Annotated in this window: 16 protein-coding genes and 1 pseudogene; 9 read left to right on the forward strand and 8 right to left on the reverse strand. The window is 60.9% G+C overall.

The window, feature by feature from the left end:
• Positions 1 to 3: 3 nt before the first annotated feature.
• Complete coding sequence (locus QMA15_RS27570) at positions 4 to 1,602, reverse strand: FAD-binding protein (protein WP_042950817.1); 1,599 nt, start codon at positions 1,600 to 1,602, stop codon at positions 4 to 6.
• A gap of 115 nt (positions 1,603 to 1,717) precedes the next feature.
• Between QMA15_RS27570 and kstD the strand changes: the two genes are divergently transcribed.
• The 3 genes from kstD (at position 1,718) to QMA15_RS27585 (ending at position 6,122) form a co-directional block, all read left to right on the forward strand.
• Positions 1,718 to 3,442: a 3-oxosteroid 1-dehydrogenase gene (gene kstD, locus QMA15_RS27575; RefSeq protein ID WP_175413857.1), complete on the forward strand. Its 1,725-nt coding sequence runs from the start codon at positions 1,718 to 1,720 to the stop codon at positions 3,440 to 3,442.
• Complete coding sequence (locus QMA15_RS27580; protein ID WP_003945880.1) at positions 3,432 to 4,289, forward strand: MaoC/PaaZ C-terminal domain-containing protein; 858 nt, start codon at positions 3,432 to 3,434, stop codon at positions 4,287 to 4,289. Before kstD ends, QMA15_RS27580 begins: the two co-directional genes overlap by 11 nt.
• 69 nt (positions 4,290 to 4,358) lie before the next feature.
• On the forward strand, positions 4,359 to 6,122 hold the full coding sequence (locus QMA15_RS27585) for a cholesterol oxidase substrate-binding domain-containing protein (RefSeq protein WP_020906140.1): 1,764 nt from the start codon (positions 4,359 to 4,361) through the stop codon (positions 6,120 to 6,122).
• A gap of 135 nt (positions 6,123 to 6,257) precedes the next feature.
• Here QMA15_RS27585 and QMA15_RS27590 read toward each other — a convergent pair whose 3' ends face one another.
• Complete coding sequence (locus QMA15_RS27590; RefSeq protein WP_279163064.1) at positions 6,258 to 6,494, reverse strand: hypothetical protein; 237 nt, start codon at positions 6,492 to 6,494, stop codon at positions 6,258 to 6,260.
• Between the two features lie 484 nt (positions 6,495 to 6,978).
• Between QMA15_RS27590 and QMA15_RS27595 the strand changes: the two genes are divergently transcribed.
• The 3 genes from QMA15_RS27595 to QMA15_RS27605 all read left to right on the forward strand — a co-directional run bounded on the left by QMA15_RS27595 (position 6,979) and on the right by QMA15_RS27605 (position 9,596).
• Positions 6,979 to 7,266, forward strand: a complete 288-nt coding sequence (locus tag QMA15_RS27595; protein WP_020906139.1) for a MerR family transcriptional regulator — start codon at positions 6,979 to 6,981, stop codon at positions 7,264 to 7,266.
• 144 nt (positions 7,267 to 7,410) lie between these two features.
• Positions 7,411 to 8,598, forward strand: coding sequence for a serine hydrolase domain-containing protein (locus QMA15_RS27600; protein ID WP_279163063.1), 1,188 nt, complete (start codon positions 7,411 to 7,413; stop codon positions 8,596 to 8,598).
• A gap of 188 nt (positions 8,599 to 8,786) precedes the next feature.
• Positions 8,787 to 9,596, forward strand: coding sequence for a PE-PPE domain-containing protein (locus tag QMA15_RS27605; RefSeq protein ID WP_020968420.1), 810 nt, complete (start codon positions 8,787 to 8,789; stop codon positions 9,594 to 9,596).
• Between the two features lie 230 nt (positions 9,597 to 9,826).
• Here the strand turns inward: QMA15_RS27605 and QMA15_RS27610 are convergent, their stop codons facing one another.
• The 6 genes and pseudogenes from QMA15_RS27610 to QMA15_RS27635 all read right to left on the reverse strand — a co-directional run bounded on the left by QMA15_RS27610 (position 9,827) and on the right by QMA15_RS27635 (position 16,840).
• Positions 9,827 to 11,461, reverse strand: a complete 1,635-nt coding sequence (locus QMA15_RS27610; protein WP_080572269.1) for an MFS transporter — start codon at positions 11,459 to 11,461, stop codon at positions 9,827 to 9,829.
• 116 nt (positions 11,462 to 11,577) lie between these two features.
• A complete protein-coding gene (locus tag QMA15_RS27615) occupies positions 11,578 to 12,567 on the reverse strand; it encodes a linear amide C-N hydrolase (RefSeq protein ID WP_019746884.1) in 990 nt (329 codons plus the stop codon).
• Between the two features lie 159 nt (positions 12,568 to 12,726).
• On the reverse strand, positions 12,727 to 14,493 hold the full coding sequence (locus QMA15_RS27620) for an oleate hydratase (protein ID WP_029537529.1): 1,767 nt from the start codon (positions 14,491 to 14,493) through the stop codon (positions 12,727 to 12,729).
• Between the two features lie 312 nt (positions 14,494 to 14,805).
• A pseudogene (locus tag QMA15_RS27625) lies at positions 14,806 to 14,916 on the reverse strand (3-hydroxyacyl-CoA dehydrogenase); the annotation flags it as partial.
• Positions 14,917 to 14,933: 17 nt separating this feature from the next.
• Complete coding sequence (locus tag QMA15_RS27630) at positions 14,934 to 15,086, reverse strand: DUF1049 domain-containing protein (protein ID WP_225989417.1); 153 nt, start codon at positions 15,084 to 15,086, stop codon at positions 14,934 to 14,936.
• Positions 15,087 to 16,198: 1,112 nt separating this feature from the next.
• Positions 16,199 to 16,840 (reverse strand): hypothetical protein, encoded by a 642-nt coding sequence (locus QMA15_RS27635; RefSeq protein WP_019746880.1) that lies wholly within the window; start codon positions 16,838 to 16,840, stop codon positions 16,199 to 16,201.
• Positions 16,841 to 17,010: 170 nt separating this feature from the next.
• Between QMA15_RS27635 and QMA15_RS27640 the strand changes: the two genes are divergently transcribed.
• The 3 genes from QMA15_RS27640 (at position 17,011) to QMA15_RS27650 (ending at position 21,120) form a co-directional block, all read left to right on the forward strand.
• Positions 17,011 to 18,291: an amidohydrolase family protein gene (locus tag QMA15_RS27640; RefSeq protein ID WP_019746879.1), complete on the forward strand. Its 1,281-nt coding sequence runs from the start codon at positions 17,011 to 17,013 to the stop codon at positions 18,289 to 18,291.
• A gap of 102 nt (positions 18,292 to 18,393) precedes the next feature.
• A complete protein-coding gene (locus QMA15_RS27645; RefSeq protein ID WP_225989416.1) occupies positions 18,394 to 19,131 on the forward strand; it encodes a hypothetical protein in 738 nt (245 codons plus the stop codon).
• A 3-nt stretch (positions 19,132 to 19,134) separates the two neighbouring features.
• Entirely contained in the window at positions 19,135 to 21,120 is a 1,986-nt protein-coding gene (locus QMA15_RS27650) for a YhgE/Pip domain-containing protein (RefSeq protein WP_141487785.1), read from the forward strand.
• Position 21,121 lies beyond the last annotated feature (1 nt).

Here is a 21,121-nt window from a genome sequence, read left to right on the forward strand (position 1 = left end):
CGTTCAGGCCTTTCCGACTGTGGAGAATGCGGCTGCATGCTGACCGGCTCGTCGTCCGGAGAACACGCAGTCGGCGAGCGACAAGCCGCTCACATACGAGTTGGAACAGATACCGACGGCGGTACGGCCGGCGGCATACAGGCCAGGGATACCCTCCCCGGCCTCGTTTTTCACCATGCCGGACGATTCGTCGACCACCAATCCACCGAGCGTGAGCATCGGGCACGGATTCATCATGTTGGGCTTGATCGAGACGTCGTACATCGTGAACGGCGCAGACAGTATCGGCCTGACGAAGTCCGACGGTTTGCCCATCGGATCAGGTTGTCCGGCAGCGGCAGCGGAGTTGTGCGCGTCGACGGTGGCTTGAAGGCCGGCGACGTCTATCCCCGCTTTACGGGCGACCTCGGCAATGGTGTTGCCACGCACTGCGGTACGCATCATGCCAGTGGTCTGTACCCGCTGGAACCACATCGACTGGTCACCGATCTGCGATTTCGCTTCGCGAACGAGTTCGGAATCTGCCAGCAGCCAACCGATTCCGTTGCTCTTCTCTGCCATCGCCTGACCGAGAGCGGCACCGTAACGTGACTCGTCGACGATTCGCGCACCGGATTCACCCACCAGGATGGAACCGAGAAAAGCACTCGGCGGGACGATGAATCGCCAGGCGGAAACATTGCCGAGCTTGTCGGTGGCTCCCCCGGCTTCGATACCGAGGTTGATGCCTTTGCCGTCGTCCCCGGAGGTGCCGAGCGGGATACCGCCCTTGTAGGCGGGGGCATGGGTGCGCATCATCTCGCGATTGGACACGAAGCCGCCGGCGCTGAGGATCACGCCGCCGCGTGCCTGGATGCGAATCCGCTTAGCGTGCTTCTTCTCGATCTTCGCGATGAGTGCGTCGAGAATCGTGCGCAACTGCGGCGCGTAGACGCCGGGCTTGGAGGACAGAGATCCGAGCGTCGCGTGACGGCGACGAACTCCGGCAGGTGCGTCACGAAGAGTCAGTACTTCGACGCCGATCACCCGGCCGTCCTCGATGATCAGCCGGTCCGCTCTCGTCTGGCCGAGCAACTGGACGCCCTTGGCCTCCGCGGACTTCGCGAGCGGGCCGTAGAGCATCTTTCCCGACGTGCCACGCCCCTTGGCGCGATGGCCGCGCGGAGCAGGTTTTGCGATGTCACGGAACCCGCCGGCAGATTCGCTGCCCGAGAAGTAGAGGTAGTGCTTGTTGCTCGGGTACGACGTCTTGTACGGACAGAGTGAGGCCTCGAACGGGACACCGTGACTGCGCAGCCAGTCGATCGACGCCGGGCTCTCGTCGACGAACCGGCGCAGAGTCTGCGGCGTCACCGCGTCACCGACCTCGCGGTTCAGGTAGGCGAGCATGGCTTCGGGACTGTCATCGACACCGGCTTCCTTTTGAATCACGGTGCCGCCGCCGGCGTAGTAGATTCCTCCGGAAATCGTGCTGGCCCCACCGCCGAGCGCTCGGTCGATCGCCAAAACCGACGAACCGGCCGCTACCGCTTCGAGCGCCGCACTGGCGCCCGCCACACCGAACCCGACCACAAGGACGTCAACCGAAGTATCCCAGGTCACACCGCACCATCCTCAATCTCACTGCAACGTGTTTCGTTATCAATGACAACGTCCGGAAATACTTCCTGGCAGAAAGCATGGACTGACACCCCCATCATTCTATAACGTGTTCTACATGAGCAAGCAGGAATACGACATCGTCGTCGTCGGCAGTGGTGCCGCAGGTATGACAGCGGCCTTGACCGCAGCCCACCAGGGCTTGAGTGTGGTCATCGTGGAGAAAGCCGCCCACTACGGCGGATCGACCGCCCGTTCCGGTGGTGGGGTCTGGATCCCCAACAACGAGGCACTTCAGGCGGACGGTGTCACCGATACCCCGGAGGCCGCACGTTCCTACCTGCACAGCATCATCGGCGACGTCGTCGCTCCCGAACGCATCGACACCTATCTCGAGCGCGGTCCCGAGATGCTCTCGTTCGTGCTGAAGAACAGCCCTCTCGAACTGCAGTGGGTGCCCGGCTACTCCGACTACTACCCGGAAGCTCCCGGCGGACGCCTCGGTGGCCGCAGTGTCGAGCCCACCCCGTTCGACGGCAACAAGTTGGGCGCCGACCGCAAGAACCTCGAGCCCGACTACGTCAAGGCCCCCAAGAACTTCGTCATCACCCAGGCCGACTACAAGTGGCTCAACCTGCTGATGCGCAATCCTCGCGGACCCCTGCGCGCCATGAAGGTCGGCATGCGATTCCTCGCAGCCAAGGCCACAAAGAAGGATCTGCTGGTTCGCGGCCAGGCACTGGTCGCCGGTATTCGACTCGGACTTCAGTCCGCCGGAGTACCCATCCTGCTGAACACCCCGCTGACATCCCTGTACACCGAAGACGGCGCAGTTCGCGGCGTCAACGTCATCGTCGACGGCGAGGAGCAGGTCATCCGCGCTCGCCACGGAGTTGTGTTGGGATCCGGCGGATTCGAGCACAACAAGGAAATGCGTGAGAAGTACCAGCGCGCACCCATCGGCACCGAATGGACCGTCGGCGCGAAGGCAAACACCGGCGACGGTATCCGCGCAGGCCAAGAAGTGGGCGCTGCAGTCGATTTCATGGACGACGCCTGGTGGGGCCCGTCCATTCCGCTGACCGGCGGACCGTGGTTCGCTCTCTCCGAGCGCACCCTCCCGGGCTGCATGATGGTCAACATGTCGGGCAAGCGCTTCGGCAACGAGGCTGCTCCGTACGTCGAGGCAACCCATGCGATGTACGGCGGTGAGTACGGTCAGGGCGAAGGCGCCGGCGAGAACATCCCGACGTGGATGATTCTCGATCAGCGCTACCGCAACCGCTACACGTTTGCCGGTATCACTCCCCGCTCCCCCTTCCCCGGCCGCTGGCTCAAGGCCGGCATCGTGGTCAAGGCGGGAACCATCGCCGAATTGGCCGAGAAGACAGGGCTTCCCGTCGCATCGCTGACCGAAACCGTCGACCGGTTCAACGGCTTCGCACGCAACGGCAAGGACGAGGACTTCGGACGCGGTGACAGTGGTTACGACGCGTACTACGGCGATCCCCGACTGAAGAACCCCAGCCTCGCCGAAATCAGCAAGGCTCCGTTCTACGCCATCAAGATGGTTCCGGGTGACCTCGGCACCAAGGGTGGTATCTGCACCGACGTCAACGGCCGAGCACTACGCGAAGACGGAAGCGTCATCGACGGCCTCTACGCCGCTGGCAACGCGAGCGCTCCGGTCATGGGCCACACCTACGCCGGACCAGGCGCGACCATCGGTCCCGCAATGACTTTCGGTTACCTGGCCGTACTCGACATCGTCGAGCGTGCGAAGAAGGCCGAGACCACCGAGGTACCGGCAGCTGAAAAGACGGCGGTCGACCATGCCAATTGATCCGAAGATCGCACTCGGCGCCGAGCTTGCGCCACAAGAGTTCTCATGGACCCCGTCGGACGTGCAGCACTACCACCTGGCGCTAGGGGCAGGTGCTCGGCCGCTCGATCCGAACGAGCTTCGATACCTCGACGACGAAAAGCCTCAGGTACTACCTACCTTTGCCACCGTCGCCGCCAACTTCCACGCCACCGAAGCGCCGAAAGTCTCGTTCCCCGGCGTCGAAATCGATCTGGCGAAGGTAGTCCACGGGAGCCAGGAAGTCACTGTCCATCAGCCGATCCCGGCAAGTGGAAGTGGCCGCACCACAACTCGAATCGCCGAGGTCTGGGACAAGGGCAAGGCCGCGGTGATCGTGCAGGAATCCGTCACGGTCGACGCCGAGGGCAACCCGCTGTGGACAGCTCGCTCGTCCATTTTCGCCCGCGGCGAGGGTGGTTTCGGGGGTGAACGTGGTCCGTCGGAGTCGATTACGCTTCCGGATCGCGAAGCAGATGAGACAGTGGTGACGCCTGTGCTTCCACAGCAGGCTTTGCTGTACCGGATGTGTGGTGATCGGAATCCGTTGCACTCGGATCCGCAATTCGCCTCCGCGGCAGGCTTTCCAGCGCCTATCCTGCATGGACTGTGTACTTACGGAATGGTCTGCAAGACCGCAGTGGATACCATGCTCGACGGCGACAGCAGTCGGGTAGCCGGATTTCGGGCCCGCTTTGCCGGGGTCGTATTTCCCGGCGAGAACTTGAGTATCCAGATCTGGAAAGACAATGGGCGACTCCTGATCTCAGCTTCCGTACTGGAGCGCGAAGCTCCTGCCCTGGCTGACGTAGTTCTCACTCTTGTCTGATACCAACCTGTCTGATACCCACCTGTTAGAACTCACCGTAGTTCTCGAACCCGATGGAGTAGCCCGAAGATGACGGCACAAGACGAAAAGTTCCGACTGTCCCGACGAGGTTTCATGGCCGCCGGAGCCGGCGCCGTGGCAGCGACCGCATTCGCCGGCTGGACGCCGGCCTATGCCGTCCCCGCCGGCTCCTCCGGCTCCGCGGGTGGTCCTGTCTCCACCCTCACACCGCCGCCTGCCTTCCCCGAAGGCATCGCGCTGTACCAGCAGGCGTATCAGAACTGGTCCAAAGAGATCATGCTCGACGCGATCTGGACCTGTTCGCCCAAGACGCCCGAAGACGTAGTCCGCCTCGCGAACTGGGGTCATGCCAACGGCTACACCATTCGTCCCCGCGGTGCCATGCACGGCTGGACGCCGCTGACCATCGTCAACGGTGCGCCGGTCGACAAGGTCATCCTCGCCGACACCACGGTCCACCTCACCGGCGTCTCCGTCAATGCCGGGGGCAGCCCGGCCACCGTCACCGCAGGACCCGGCGCGACCCTCGACGCCATCACCACCGCACTGCAGGCACAGGGCCTCGGGTTCGCGAACCTGCCGGCGCCCGGTGTGTTGACCATCGCCGGCTGCCTCGCCGTCGACGCTCACGGTGCAGCGCTCCCCGCCGAAGGCGAAGCACACGTTCCCGGACAGACTTTCGGCTCACTCTCCAACCTCGTCACCTCCCTGACCGCAGTGGTCTGGAACGGCAGTGAGTACGCGCTCGAGACGTACGCGCGTAGCGATGCAGCGATCAAGCCGCTGCTGACTCACCTCGGACGCACCTTCCTCACCTCCGTGACCTTGCAGGCCGCTCCCAACTACCGCATGCGCTGCGTCAGCCACACCGACATCGGTTGGCAGGAACTCTTCGGTGCCCGCGGAGCGTCCGGACGCACCTTCGAGAAGTTCGTCCGCGAAAACGGTCGCGCAGAAGCAATCTGGTACCCCTTCACCGAACGCCCGTGGATGAAGGTGTGGTCACTTGCCCCCACCAAGCCGCCGTTCTCGCGTGAGGTGACCGGGCCCTACAACTACATCTTCTCCGACAACCTCCCGGAGCCGGTCACCGACATGATCGGGCAGATCAACGCCGGAAACCCGGGCATCGCACCGGCATTCGGGCAGATCATGTACGCCACCACCGTTGCCGGACTCGCCGCGACCTTCTCCAACGACCTGTGGGGATGGTCCAAGGACGTCCAGTTCTACATCCGGGCCACCACCCTTCGTCTGACCGAGGGCGGCGGAGCCGTCATCACCTCCCGCGCCAACATCGGCCAGGTCATCCACGACTTCACCCAGTGGTTCAACGGTCGCATGGAGTACTACCGCTCTATCGGACAGTTCCCCCTCAACGGCCCCGTCGAAATCCGTTGCTGCGGACTCGATCAACCCTCGGACGTCGAGGTCGACTCGGCAGGCGCCCCCACCATCTCGGCCATGCGCCCGCGCCCAGACCATCCGGAATGGGACACCGCCATCTGGCTCAACGTCCTCGGCGTCCCCGGAACCCCCGGCATGTTCGCATTCTACCGCGAAATGGAACAGTGGATGCGTAATCACTACAACAACAACGACGCCACCTTCCGCCCCGAGTGGTCCAAAGGCTGGGCGTTCGGCCCCGACAAGCCGTACACCGACGCCCCCATCATCACCCAGGGCCTCCCCCAGACCTACCGCGACGGCGTCCCATCGAGCGACAACTGGGACACCGCCAACGCCGCATACAACGCGTTGGATCCGCACAAGGTCTTCAGCAACACCTTCCTGGACCAGTTGCTGCCCTGAGGTCCAAGCACCAGGCACGCACTCTGACAACTCGACGGTCGTCGCCACTCCCCTACTTTCGGGAGTGCGGCGGCCGTCGTGCGTTGCAGTGAGCGGGATGAAGGAGTCCCCCCGCATCCCGACCAGGTAACTGACTCAATCGCGATCAGGATGGATCGCCTCGTGCATACTTTCCACGGCCCTGGCATGAGTTGAGAGCTCGGACCGAGCCGACCGAATCGTGGCGCTGTCGCTGCGTGCCCCCGGCTCGGACGACGACGAGTCCTCTCCGGGGTTCGACGCGCCACCAGCGGGATGCTCGGAGGAGCCGGAGCGCTCTTCCCTCTCCGCGCGGGCGCGCAACAACGACTCGGACTTCGGGGTATTTCGCATCGGAGCATTGTCCCAGATTCATCTCCCATGACTCACATGGAGCGCTCTCACCCCCGGTGACCAGGCCGTTCCTGAACTCCGATACCTAGAAAGTTCGCAACAAAATATCTACAGCGGTCAGGGTAGACATTCTCACGAGGGTGTTGTATCTTTTTTCTCGTAGCAAGGAACGAGTCAAGAGATGCGGGAGAGATGAACTACCCGCAAGCAGTACCGCAGGGCAGGGACGTGCCGGGGCCGAATTCGTGTGTGAGTGTGTAGTCGGACCCGGCACCCCCCTTCAAAGCGGCTACCGGATGTTTTGTGCGAGTCCGGAAGTTCGAAAGAATGCAGTTATGTAAGTAAGTTCAACCCCATCCGGCCCCCGGCGCACCTCGCGCCGGGGGCCCCGTCCGTTCAGCGAAAGAAGCGAGCCATTCCGGCAGATACACCACCGGGGGACCCCTCCGGCAGATTCGACGACGAGAACTATCCTGCGTACAGCATGGGACATGCGGCCGAGATCCTCGGTGTCAGGCAAGCTTTCCTTCGTAGCCTCGATGCCGCGAAACTGCTTACCCCACAACGCTCTGAGGGCGGACATCGCCGCTACTCCCGGTACCAGCTGCGCATCGCGGCCCGCGCGCACGAACTCGTAGCCAACGGCACGGCGCTCGACGCGGCTTGCCGCATCATCATCCTCGAAGACCAACTCACCGAGGCTCGTCGCATCAACGCCGAGCTCCAGCAAGCACAGGACCGACGAGCGGAATCGGACGCAACGCCGGACTGAGGACTGACGTGATCAGGCACTGGGAGTAGCAGTCACCCCTAACCGTCAATCTGTTCCCTCCCCCTTCGAACTGCGCTAAATTCAGTCAATTGGGACATTGCTAGGCGTCGGTTGCTCGATTTCCACATCGAAGGGATCGCAGGCATGAATTCCTCCCACCACCGCACTCGGGTGCGGCTAGCTGCTCTGTCGATCGCCTTGACCGTTGCCATTGCAACCGCTGCGTGCAGTTCCGACGAGGACTCGGCAACAAACACGAGCAGCGCATCTCCCAGCACCGCGAGCAGTCAGGAATCCACCGAGATCGCGGACCTCGTCCGCCGTCAGGTGGCCGACTTGGGCCTCAGTGCCGCCGTGTTCGGAGTGTGGCGGGGCGACGACGAGATTGCTCTCGGTGCCGTCGGAGAGTCCCCTATCGGAGTTCCGGCGACAACCGACATGCAGTTGCGCGTCGGTCAGCCGATGGAACCGATGCTCTCGACAGTTCTGCTGCAACTCGACGAAGAGGGAACGCTTCCTCTCGATCAACCGATCGCGAAGTGGGAACCGAACTTTCCACGCGCAGACACCATCACTCCACGAATGCTGGCCAACAGCACGTCGGGCATCTCCGACTACGTGACCGATCCACAGTTCCTCAAACTCTTCACGGACAACCCGATGAAAGGCTGGACTTCTCAGGAGATCCTGAATCTTGCCAACTCCCGCCCACCGCTGTTCGAACCCGGCACCAGTTGGGCGTACGCGCACAGCGACCTGACGCTGCTCGGCGACGTCATGGAGAAAGCGACTGGAAAACCGCTGGGCGACCTACTTCAGCAGCGCGTCTTCGATCCACTCGGGATGGATCACAGCAGCGTTGTGCTCACGTCGCAGATGGACGAGCCGATCCTGCACGGCTACACCAATGAACGCGGAGTATTCGAAGACTCCACTTTCTGGAATCCGACGGCTTTCCTGCACAGCGGAAACATGAACGCGCCTGTCGCCGACGTCGGAAAGTGGGTGCGCGCGCTCGGAACAGGAGAGTTGCTCTCCGACAAGGCTTTCGAGCAGCAGATGGCGCCGACGACTGCGGGCTTGGGAAGTATGACGGCGGACAAGTTCTTTTCCTTCGGGACCGGGCACCTCGACGGTTGGCTGGTGATGAACCCGTCGTACGGCGGCTACAACGGGCTTGCGCTCTATTACCCCGACTCGAAGACGACGATCGTCGTCTACGCCACGCTCGGGCCGACAACCAACGCGGACCTCAACAACGCCGTGCCGATGGGCAAGGCGATCGGAACCCTCCTCGAACCGGATCACCCACCGCAGGTCCCGACGCCGTGACGCGCCACACACGCTGGTAGCAAACAGCGTCGGTCGGCAACTTCCTGTTTACGCACGGATTACCTCCAGGACTTATCGCCCCATCACCATTCTCTTCAGTACCGAACGAAACGCGTCGGACCGCGGGTTGTCTCGCCAGTGAACGAGAACGTAGATAGATGGGGACAGGCCCGATGAGGAAATACGCGATGTCAGTGGCATGCACGGTTGCAGTCACAGCGGGGGTGACTCTTGTGATGTCGGTGCCTGCCGGAGCGGACCCGAATGACAGTGGGTCGTGCCCGGCCGGTGCGGTATTCGCGGTCGGCGGAACGTGGGATCCGACGGGACAAACGACGCAACCCGTCACCGATCGCTACGTGGCCCAGGGTTACGCCTCCAAGCCGGTGACCTACCCCGCCAGCTTCTGGCCGCTCGGCGATCAGACGTACGACCAGAGCGTTGCCGCCGGCGCCCAGACGCTTCGCACTGAAGTCAACGCTTTCCACGCTCAGTGCCCGGGCAGCGAGATCGTCGTCACCGGATACTCACAGGGAGCGCGTATTGCCGGCGACGTTCTCGGTGACATCGCACGCGACGGATCCATTCCGCAGTCGCAAGTCGAAGGCGTCCTCTACGCCGACCCTCGCAACTCGGCCGGGGGCATCGAAACCGTAGTGCCCAATGTCGTTCCGGGAGCGACGATGTCCGGAGCACGGGGCGGATTCGGAGACATCGCAGTGCAGGAAGTCTGCATCGAGGGTGACGGCATCTGCAACATGCCCAAGCCGCGTGATGCGCCCGAGGTGTTCGTGGATTCGGTCTTCGGCTACTTCACGAAGCACAACACCTATACGCCGATGATGTCCGAGCCCGCTCCGCCTGCTCCCCCGGCACTGCCGCAGACGCCGTCGGTGCCACTGCAACCCGCCGACGTTGCCACTGCGATCGTGACGCGGGTCGTCGAGAACATCACTCCGTATCTGAGCGCTGCACTCGCGACCGTACTAACGAAGTAGCCGGACGGCTGGCTAGGGCACCATCGCTTCATCTCCACCACCTCCGCAGGAACCACCCGGCTGGAACGCCCTCTACACGCCGACGATGCAGACGTCGAGAAGTTGAGTGCATCCTGCCGCAGGTCAGGATGCACTACTCCGCGTTACGTCTATTGCTCTACAAAACTATTCAAGATCGTGACGCGCAGTCGCTCTCCACCGGCATGGCGCCGCAGGCGGCCGAAGTCGCATCAGTCCGCTTCCTGGCGGCGAGTCGGCAGGTGGCGGAACGTCACGATCGGGAGGAGCGCCGCTAACCCGAGCACAGAGAGGCTCGCCCGCAGCGCAATCAGCCTGGATTCGACGTTGATCTCCACCGCCTGATCGAGTTGCGCCGAGGTCAGTTCCAGCCCAGTGAGACTGGCGCGGAGGTCATCGTTGGCGACGAAACTGACCGAACTGGCCGTTACCTCGATACTGCCGCTGGACAGTAGATCTGGGCTGTTCGTGATACGGACCGAGGCAGACTGCGCGAGCACGGACATCAGGACCGCCCCGGCAACGGCGGTGCCGGTGCACAGGCCGAGAAAGTTCGCCATTCCTCGAGCGCTGCCGATCTCACCCGCGATAGCAGGAGGGTTGGTCTCCATGAGAAGCGCACTGCCCGCACTCAATCCGACTCCGATGCCGAGACCCAAGCACACTTCGCTGATCAATGTCCATGCACCGGACCATTGGTTCGAGATGGTCAGTGCCAACAGAATCGCCGACGCGGCGGCCAGTACATGCGCCCCTGTCAGGAGCCATCGGCACGCAAGCAGTCGCATCAGTGCAGGTGTTGCAGCCGCGGAGACGAGTGCGGCCAAAGAGATAGGTATCAGTATCATTGCCGTGCCCAGAGGGCTCTTGCCCAATACCATCTGGGTGTACAGCGGTAGCAGGTAGCTCACACCGGCCATCAACAGGTTTATCGCAACCAACCCACTCAAACACGCTCGGTTGAGACCAGACTCGAACACCGAAGGTTCGAGTAGCGGTGTTCTTTCTCCCCGGAGCAACAAGTGCTGGCGGGCGGCGAACGTGTGCAGGACGAGGCCGCCGATCACCAGCAATGCGAGCACAGGCGAGAGTCCGAGCACACTCACCGGTGCGGACTCGGCGGCGAGAACGAGCCCCCATGATCCGATCTGATTGATGGCGGCGACCAACAACAGCACCCCGACGGCAGACAGCGCGATACTCGTCTTGTCGACGGACCCACGGAATGGAATCCGGATAAGGGCCACACGTGATGCGATGACGATTGTTCCTGCCGTGATGGCGAGCAAGAGCGCGAAGGGCGCCCTCCATCCCCAGGCTTGGACGAGCAGACCACCAACCAACAAAGCAAACGCGGCACCGATACCGGTCGTACCCGCCAGGACCGATACCGCAACGGTTCGTTGTGGACCGGAATACGCCTGCCCCAGAATCGCCAACGCGTTGGGCACGAGAAGCGCGCCCCCGAGTCCAGCGATCGCCTCGCCGGCAATCAGCATTGAAATATTCTGTGCCAGAAAGCAACACAGCATACCGAACGCATAGATGCCCAGCCCGAGCAGCTGAGCATTCTTGGCACCGAGCACGCCGCTGATCTTGCCGCCCGTGATCGTGAAGGCTGCGACGAATACCCCGTAAGCGACGATCGCCAATTGCACGTTCGAGATGGTGGTGTCCAGGCCGTCGACGATGCCGCTGATCGCCATCGGCAGCGCCGTCACGTTGAACACAGATACCAACCCTGTGAAACACACTAGTACCAGCGGTAGCCAACTCACCCTCGGGTGGGCGTCACTCGTAAGCGCTTTTGTAACGGGAGAGGAAGGCAACGGGTCCGCGGTATCCATGATGCGCCCCTAGCAGGATCGGAGTTGTCTCGACGGTGGCATATCGGTCACGAGCAGCGACGCCGAGGGCGGCCACCTGACTGGGTGGCCCCCTCCCTGCGAACTGCTGGCTTCGATCAGGTCGGCAGGGTCAGGAATTTCATCGCGGCTGTCTTCTCGAATCGGCGAGAGACGTTGCCGGCAAGCCCTCCTTCGAGGGATGTATCGCCCATCAGATCGAGTTTGCCCGCAGGCGCACCTTCATCGAAGTTCAACTTGTCCAGATCCACCCAGACGACATTAGGTCGCGTGGTCGAGTCGAAGACGTACCGCTTGTTGGTCAAGTCTGCCACCGTCTGCCAGATCGTCTGCGATGCATAGGGTTTGTCCGGGTCGGGGATGCGGAAAGGTTGCGCCGCATTGCGGATCACACTGAACATTCCCGCGACAGCCTCGACTTCACTCTTAGGTTGAGGCAGTCGGCCTACGTAGTATGCGGCGCGGGCGAACCGGTCGGCTGCGAGTGTGGTGCCGGGCAGAGGATTGGCGCCCCCGAAGCCGTCGACCTCTTTGAGAAGTTCGATCTGCTTGTCGTAGGCCGGGGAATTGGTCATCACTAGGTGTTCGCGGCTGTGCCAGACGGTGGCCTTGCCATCCAGGTATTCGATGATCGCCGAATCACCGGTCGCATCGTCCAACGCGAGATGAACTGCAGGCACTTCGCCGGTCGCCGGATCGCCCAGTGGGACAACCTGAACGTCGACGTCGCTGATCCACGCGGCGGCATCGGCAACGGTGGAGAAGTTGTCCAGGAAGTACTGCAGCCAGACCGCCATGCTCAGAGCCGGTCTCGACGTGTCGTGAGTACCGTAATCCGATTCCGCTAGCCACAGAACATGACCTGCTAATCCCGCTTCGTTCATACCGTCGACCGACATCATGTCGAAAGCGCCGGCCACGACACTGCCGTACTCGGCAGTCCAACTCAGAGAACCGCCTACGCCGTCGTCGCGTTTGATCCCACGCGGAAGCGACCACAGGTTCGTACCGGTGTCCCGATGGTAATCCATATTTCGTCCGACAAGAACAGATCCGGCCGCATCAGGCCACATCACCCTGGTACACATTGATTTTGCCTTCCGTAGTTCTTCGAGAACTTCATAATTGCCCGATGTTCAGCCCCGAGGTCCAGACCGAGATTCAGCTACGAGACGCCCCTTCGACCACAGCCGAACGGGCATTTTCTCTCAGAAGCCCTCATTGACAAAGACATTCAGAAACCAGCGTCATTCTCGGGGGAGAATGTGGTATTGGTGCAGCAGCTGTCCGATCTCGTTCTCGTCGAGCTTCTTGTCCAGTCTGCGGCGAAGTAGCTTCGGCAACGGCACGCTCTCCTCCTTCTTGTCATTGAGGAAGTAGGTTGCTTGGAGAAGTTTGCGGATGTCGTAGGTGGAGCCGAAAACTTCCGGCACTCCGCGTTCGATCCCGAGCAGGCTGTACGCGGCCTCCATCCCGGTGCGGACCGAGTACTCCGTCGTGAAGATGCAGTCGCGTGTTGTTTCCGCGAACTGGCCGAGGAAGGCGAAGTTGACGGCACCATCCGGTACAACCGCAGGCCGGTCACCGGCCTGACGGGGCATGAAAAAGGAAGTGACATAGGGCATCATCACTGGAACGGTCTTCGCCGCATTGGCCGCGAGTTCCGGGATGTCCTCGACTGGAACGCCCATGTGATAGAGCCACTCTTGGGTGATTTCCTCGCCGGTGCATTCCTGCATCGGCTTGTCGACGTAGTCACCGGGGACGTCGACGAATAGTGAGTAGACCCAGACGACGATCTGATCCTTGGGTTGTTGTTTGAAGTGCGGTTGCCGGTTTACGGTCCAGCTCATCAACCACTTCGAATCTCGTGCTGTCACGATGCCGCCGGTGACTACTCGTCCACTGAATGGGTCACGCTTGCATATCTTTTCGATGTATTCTGGGATTCGGGCATCCAACGTGGTCACTGTCGCTGATTCCCACTTGGTTTCTGCGACGTGCCCACCGAAGACGTCTGGTCGTCCGAATGCGGGGTCTTTTGTTGCTATACGACGCCACAAATCCCACGCTGGAGCGGGGCCCTCGTCGAGTTTCGCCGGCGTGTGATGGTCTCCGTTGTTCGAGTTCTCGGTGAGCGAGCCGATGGTAGTCAACACCAGGTCGCCGTCATCGAGGTCGACCCCACCCAAAACACCCTCGGATTTCCAGTGAATGCGTTTGGCCCGCTTGACTTCACCCGTGATATCGAAGTCAATGTCGGTGACTTCGGTATCGAACCGAAAATTCACTCCCTGATCGAGCAGCCACGTGTACAGCGGCAGCACGAGAGACTCGTACTGGTTGTATTTGGTGAACTTGAGGGTACTCAGGTCCGGCAGGCCTTTGATGTGATGGATGAATCGATGCAGGTACAGCTTGATTTCGAGAGCACTGTGCCATTCCTCGAACGCGAACATTGTGCGCCAGTACAGCCAGAAATTGCTTGCGAGGAATTCCTTGCCGAACACCTCGTTGATGCGCTTGTTCTCGAGTTCGCTACGCGGAGTGAGAAAGACCTTCATGATGTCCTTCTGCGCCTTCGAGTTCAGATTGAACTTGAAGTCTGTGTGCGCGTCCTCACCCTGACGTTCGGTGACGCGCTGCAGCGAATAGTTCGGGTCGTCTTTGTTGAGCCAGTAGAATTCGTCGAGCACGCTGGCGTCTTCGACCTCGATCGAGGGGACAGAGCGGAACAGGTCCCAGAGACATTCGAAGTGATCTTCCATCTCGCGGCCACCGCGAATGACGAAGCCCTTCTCCGGTTCCTTGATTCCGTCGAGTGCACCGCCGGGCAATTTCAACCGCTCCAGGACGGTGATGTTGTTTCCTGCCATCTGGCCGTCGCGGATCATGAATGCCGCACCGGCAAGCGATGCAAGCCCCGAACCGACGAACCATGCAGTCTTGCCGTCCACCCCGTCAGGCTTGCGTGGCCGCGCGAACGCTTCGTAGTTTCCACTGCTGTAATACATTGTTCCCCATCTCATTTAGAGGTTTGGCGACAGGACCCTTCACGGAATGGATGCCGAGTTTTCTCTTGGTGATGTAGTTTTCCTTCGGCCACGCCGAAAGTATTTGCATTACAGCGACACCGGGAGCCAAGATGTTGTAGGGAATACAGCGGCCGCCTCGACGACAGGAGAACGTCGCGACAGCGACAGCGAGATCTGCTGTAAACTAGAATCTTTCGGATACGACGGCGACCGAGCTGTCAGCCGCTCGGAGACGTCGCGTTTGGACGTCTCCGATGACTCGAAATCCCGTCTACATGCGGCGAATGGCGTCTCGCTGATGCCGTACGCCGTGACGTCGAACCCCTTGAAGGCCGTCTGGAACGCGATCGGTGATCCCCGAACGCATGTACCGAGGACTTTGGTTTTCCGGATTGCGATCATTATTTCGTCCTCGGGGTTCAGTCGGCAGTTTTCGCACGGCGGTTGGTCAGCAAGCCGGCGATCCATCCGAGGACGAGTATCACGACGAGGGTGAGCCAGAGTGGGGACTGCACTGAGACCCAAAACAGTTGGATCGTGGTCGCGGCCCGGTTCTGGAGGATAAAGGTCACCGCCTGCACCACCAACAGCAAAGGCGAGGGTGTTACGTGATGCGAGTACTGATCGGGCGGATGCCTGCCGGGTTTCCGAACTCATGGGAGGTACCCCATTCTATGTCGAGTGATATCGATCGAATGCTTTTTCGAAGGAGATACCGGACTCTCCCGTACCGATCCAGTTCTGTTCACGTCTGGCGGCGAGGATCTGAGATTTTGTGTCTCGGCGTGCCGAGGTTTCCTACCCGAGATCCCGGTAATGGCTGAAATCTGGAGCGGAACCAACTGGGATTACGTGGCTAATCGAAACATAACACGAGTGGCGCCGAAATGTCGGCTTTAGATTGCGTAAGCAATTCGCCTTCACACACTGTCTCTCTGGCATTTCGCTTGAACCTGAGGCTTTCTATTCAGTCCAGATGCGTTACTGTGCGTGCGGAACCTGCCTAGAGTAGACACCGGCATCTGCCTCGTCACCGGATATGGACTCGACGTTCTCATCGCCTGAGCCATACGGAAGGTCGGGAGATCCGTGCGCTGGTCAGCGATGGAAAGCGGATCGACTGGTAGTTGCCGGCGGCTACCGCGCTCATCGTTGCCCTGCTCCTGACTCTCGGATCGTGGTGTCAATGAGGTGCAGTTCGCGCGCTGTTGAAGCGGCGTACGACCGGTGAAATCGACTCCCGGCGAACGCTTGCCCGAAATAGATTCCTGACGCATCGACAGCATGTTCGAAACACGGACTCCCCAGAGCGGCGAATGACCGCTTGTCACCTCGTCAAATACGATAAAGCAAGTGAAAATAGCAATTTAGTATCCGATCGTTGACCCTTTCATCAGAGGATAATCTCGCCGGGAAACTATCATCGAACGGTTCGGCTCTTGTCCTGAAATACGGGTCTGCTTCCCTCTCGAAAACGAACTGTTCACGACGGCTACGCGCGCTTCACAGAAGGATGGAAGCAAAACATCGATCCCAGAGTGAACACATCCCATACCGTTGCCGAACTTTTACGAAACCATCCCGCAATAGTTTGAGAACTTGATCGAGTGGGCGTAGCAGCGCAGGTCGGCGATCTCCCCCACCTCAGCGAATTCCTCGATATTGCGGGCGCGACGTGGCGCGTTCAGACTGCTTCGGCCATAGAAGTAGCCGGACGGCTGCTCCTTCCGAGGAATACTGCGGATGCCAGCAGGAAGAATATTGCGCCGACAAAGGTTCCGATATTGGCCATGTTCGGGTCCAACGTGTTCCCGTCTCGCAAGACGAACGATCCGATCGCGGAGACTCCGAATGCGATGGATCCCAAGGTATTCAGCCACACGCTTTGCCATTCCTTCGATTGCGGTGCCCAGTAAGCGCCTTCCCTCAGCAGGATGAGGACAGCCAGTCCGCTCGAGACGAGGAAGGCTATCGAGCCCTCCGCGTTCGGATTCCAGACCAAGTGCATCTCGCCTCGTAGCGTAAGCGCGTGCAGCGCAGCCCCGGTGCTGACGTTGAACAAGATCGTCCCGAGTAACTGCACGGCAGCAGACAGCCAGACGGCCCGGATCGCGGGACGCCCCGAGTCGGTTGTGGTTGCTGGCCCGGCCAGCACCAACTGAACGAAAGCCGCGCAGGTAAAGAACCAGGAGCCCGCGAAGAAGAAGCTGTTGGCGAGTGCGGCACCGAAGAAGACCGACAGGAAGGGTGCCGACCCGAGCGCGAAGAGTGCGGATCCGATCACGAATCCCCACGACTGCATTCGAATGGTCGGGTGAATCAGCATGCGCTGCAGTGTACTTGGACTCGATATGAAAAGTCCTCCATTCGGGACCTTGGTCATCAGGCACTGATTTCGATCCGCCCGCCGCGGGTACGCGGAAACAAATTAAAACCATCTGCTTGTTTTTTACTTTACCGAAGCATGACTCCACTTTGGGTGCTAATGTCCGATTTATGACAGCCACTCCTCCAGCTGGAAATCGTTTGCTGTTTCGCAATGTCCGTGTTTTCGACGGCACCTCCTCGACCCTTGTTGCCGGGGACGTTCTGATCGACGGCACCACGATCGCCGCGGTGTCGGAGTCGCCTGTCGGGGATGATCCGAGCCGCGAGACCACTGTCGTGGACGGTGGTAATCGAGTACTCATGCCCGGCATGAGCGATGCCCACGTTCACCTGGTCGGTAACGCGAATTCATACGTCGACATGGTGACCGGCAGTGAAGCGCACATCGCACTCAACGGCCTCGCTGAAGCAAAGAACATGCTGCACCGCGGGTTCACCACGGTCCGGGACATGGCGGGTGACACAAGCAGCATCAAGTCCGTGATCGATCGAGGCCTGTTCGAGGGGCCGCGCATCTACCCTTCCCAGGCTGCCATCTCCCAAACCAGCGGACACGGCGACTTCGGGTTTGTCTACGAATGCCCGACCGCGTTGGGAGGCAAGCAGTCTCGCGCCGAAGAAATTGGTTTCATGCGCGTCGCAGATGGCCCTGACCGGGTACTGGCAGCTGTTCGCGAACAGCTGAAGAAGGGCGCATCTCAGATCAAGATGATGGTCGGCGGCGGCGCTGCGTCGATGTACGACCCGCTCTACACGGTCCAGTTCACCGATCCCGAGCTTCGTGCAGCAGTGCACGCGGCCACCGACTACGGCACCTACGTCGCCACCCACGTTTACAACGTCACCGGCATTCGCCGCGCCATCGAAGCTGGCGTGAAATCCATCGAGCACGGTCATCTCGCTGACGAGGCGACGATCGCTCTGATGGCTGAGAAGGACATCTGGCTTTCGATGCAGCCCTTCGCGCTGGGCGATCACCACTATCCGGATCCGGGCCGCGCAGAAAAGGATCGCGAAATCTGCACCGGCACTGACGATGTGTACAGCTGGGCACGCAAGCACGGTGTCAAAACAGCGTGGGGTACGGATCTTTTGCTCGAGCCGCAGCTTGCGCCGCGGCAGAGTGAAATGGCGGCGCGACTCGGTGATCACTACAGCAATGCCGAAGCACTTCGGATGCTCACGTCGGGAAATGCCGAACTCTTCCGTCTTGCCGGCGAACGCGATCCGTACCGGCAAGCACCACTCGGAGTGATCGCCAAGGATGCGTGGGCAGATGTTCTTCTCGTCGACGGCAATCCACTCGAGGATCTGAGCCTGCTCGCCGATCCGGCCAAACATCTCTCCGTCATTGTCAAAAATGGTCAGGTCGTCAAAAACATACTGTGACAACGTCTTCATCGCGTTGATCCGTCTGACGTGCAGCCAATTCAAGCTGAACACCTGAGCGGGTCGATGTGTCCTCGTGCTCCACCGAGTCGGGAGTCCAAGTTGGTTGAAACACGTTTCGAGCGTTGGGAATTACCTGAGGACCGAGTCGAAGGGTCGTTGGTGTCCGCCCGCGGTATCGAGCTCCACGGGCCGTGGGGGCATGTGTTCGGTCCACTCGACATCGACATCGAGGCTGGCGGTGTGACCGTCCTGGCCGCGCAATCGGGTGCCGCGCGCACAGCCCTGCTGATGGCACTATGCGGACGGATGCGATTGTCGTCCGGGTCATTGACTGTGCTGGGCTACGAGAAACCCTCGAGAATTCTGGCTGTCTCGGCGATCGCATGTCTGAACGAACTCGACGAAGTTCGCCCATCGGTGACGGTGCGGGACATGGTGACCGAACAGTTGCGATGGAATTCACCGTGGTACAAGTTCGTGCCCCGGGTGAGCGAAGATCAAGTAGCAGATATGTGTGCGTACACATTTGGCGGCGTAGACCTCCCCCCGCTCAATGCCTTCGTCGACGATCTCCCGGAGATCCAACAACTGTTGCTGCGGATCGCCGTCGCGAACACCAAAAGACCACCGCTACTGGTGGTGGGTCGAGTCGACAAGATCGCCGACGACGACGAGCGGACAATGTTGTTACGCCGACTGGTCGCATTGGGAGAGCACCAGTCGGTGATCACCGCCGATGTCAACGACCTTCCGCCGGACAGCGGCGTCCATGCCGTGGTGAACATGCACGGCCTGCTGGGCGCCGGTGACATCGGCGTCATGACCGAAGGACGGTGAGCGATGCTCGCAGGTATATCTCTGGGCAGTGATATCAAACGCTACTCCCGCGGCACCCTGCCACGAATCGCGATCGTCACCATCATCTTGTTGCCGTTGCTCTACGGCGCCATGTACTTGTGGGCTTTCTGGAACCCGTTCGGCGAGGTGAACAAGATCCCCGCAGCGATTGTCAATAACGACTCGGGGCGAACATCGACAGGCCAACAAGTCGATGCCGGCGATCAGGTCGTCAAGTCGCTCATCGCCTCCGGGCAACTTGATTTGGCGGAGGTCTCGGATCAAGAAGCCCAAGCCGGACTCTCGAGCGGCAAGTACTATTTCACCATCACCTTGCCGGAGAACTTCAGCGACGCTGTCGAGTCACCCAACGGTGACAACCCCGAGAAGGCCGATCTCACCTTCACCTTCAACGACGCCAATAATTATCTAGCCACCATCATCGGGCAGGACGCGTCCGAACAGGTCATCAATCAGGTCAACTCGACCATCGGCGCCCAAGGCGTCGGCCAAGTCCTGACGGGCCTACAGACCGCCGGTTCGGGCCTGGGCCAGGCTGCCGACGGAGCGAAGACCCTCGCGGCCGGGATCGACACCGCCAAAGGTGGGGCCGATCAACTGAGCTCCGGTGCAGGCGAACTCGCCACCAACATGGTCACCGCACGCGATGGTTCCGCGCAGCTCGCAGCCGGCGCCGGGCAACTCGCCACAGCCATCGACGGCGTCGCCGACCCACTGCTCAACGCCCTCGACTCCACTGCCGTCTCCGACGTCGGTGCGCAAGCTGCGCAACTGCGGCAATCCCTCACCACCCTCGGGGATCGCCTCCCCAAGCCGCCACAGGTTACCGTCTCCCCGGCAATCCAGCGGGTGCTCGACCTTCTCGGACCCAGCACCGATCCGCTCGCACAACAGGCCGTTGCAGCTCTCACACCTCTCGTGGCAGCACAACCCCAAAGTGACACTGCTGCACTACAAGCGGAGATAGCGCGCCTCAGCGGTGATGCGCGCGCGCTCGAATACCAGTTGACGGATCCATCCAGTCCCCTGCAATCCGGACTCGCGCTGCTGCAAAACGGCGGGCTCGCCTCCGACGTCCGGCAACTACGCGACGGCGCCGACCAGCTCAGTTCCGGAGCCACGACTTTGAACTCCGGACTGATCCAGTTGACCGACGGCAGCACCCAGCTCGCGAGCGGAGCCGATCAGTTAGCTTCGGGGATGGTCGAGCTGCAATCAGGCTCAGGCGAACTGGCAGACGCACTCGCACAGGGCGCTGGGCAAGTACCCAGCTGGACCGACGCGCAACGCAACGCTACCGCGGACACCCTGTCCACCCCAGTCGCACTCAAGCAGGACTACACCAACGAGGCACCCACATTCGGTACCGGATTCGCGCCGTTCTTCCTCTCCTTGGCCCTGTTCGTCGGCTGCATCATCACCTGGATGCTGCTGACCCCGCTACAATCCCGCGCAACTGTCAGTAACCTCGGCCTCTATCGCACAGTTCTGGCTTCCTACTGGCCGGCACTGCTCATCGGCATCCTCCAAGTGATCACGATGTACGCCGTGGTCCACATCGGGGTCGGCCTGGACGTCAAACACGTTCCCGGAACTATCCTGTTCCTGATGCTGGTCTCGGCGACGTATTTGGCGATGATCCAGATGTTCAATGCTCTCTTCGGCGTCGCAGTCGGCCGAGTGGTGACATTGGCCTTCCTGATGCTGCAACTGGTCTCCGCCGGCGGCATCTACCCAGTGCCCACGACAGCGACGCCCTTCCAATACATTCATCCGTTCGACCCGATGACATACACCGTCAATGGCCTCCGGCAACTCATCACCGCCGAACACGTCGACTCTCGACTCTGGACAGCAATCGCCGTCCTGACCGGCATTCTGCTCGTCTCGATGACTATCAGCGCACTCTCCGTGCGCCGCAACCGGCGTTACACCATGGAACGCCTGTACCCGTCCATCGAGGTGTAAA

The organism is Rhodococcus sp. APC 3903 (assembly GCF_030407755.1).
GTDB lineage: Bacteria > Actinomycetota > Actinomycetes > Mycobacteriales > Mycobacteriaceae > Rhodococcus_F > Rhodococcus_F erythropolis.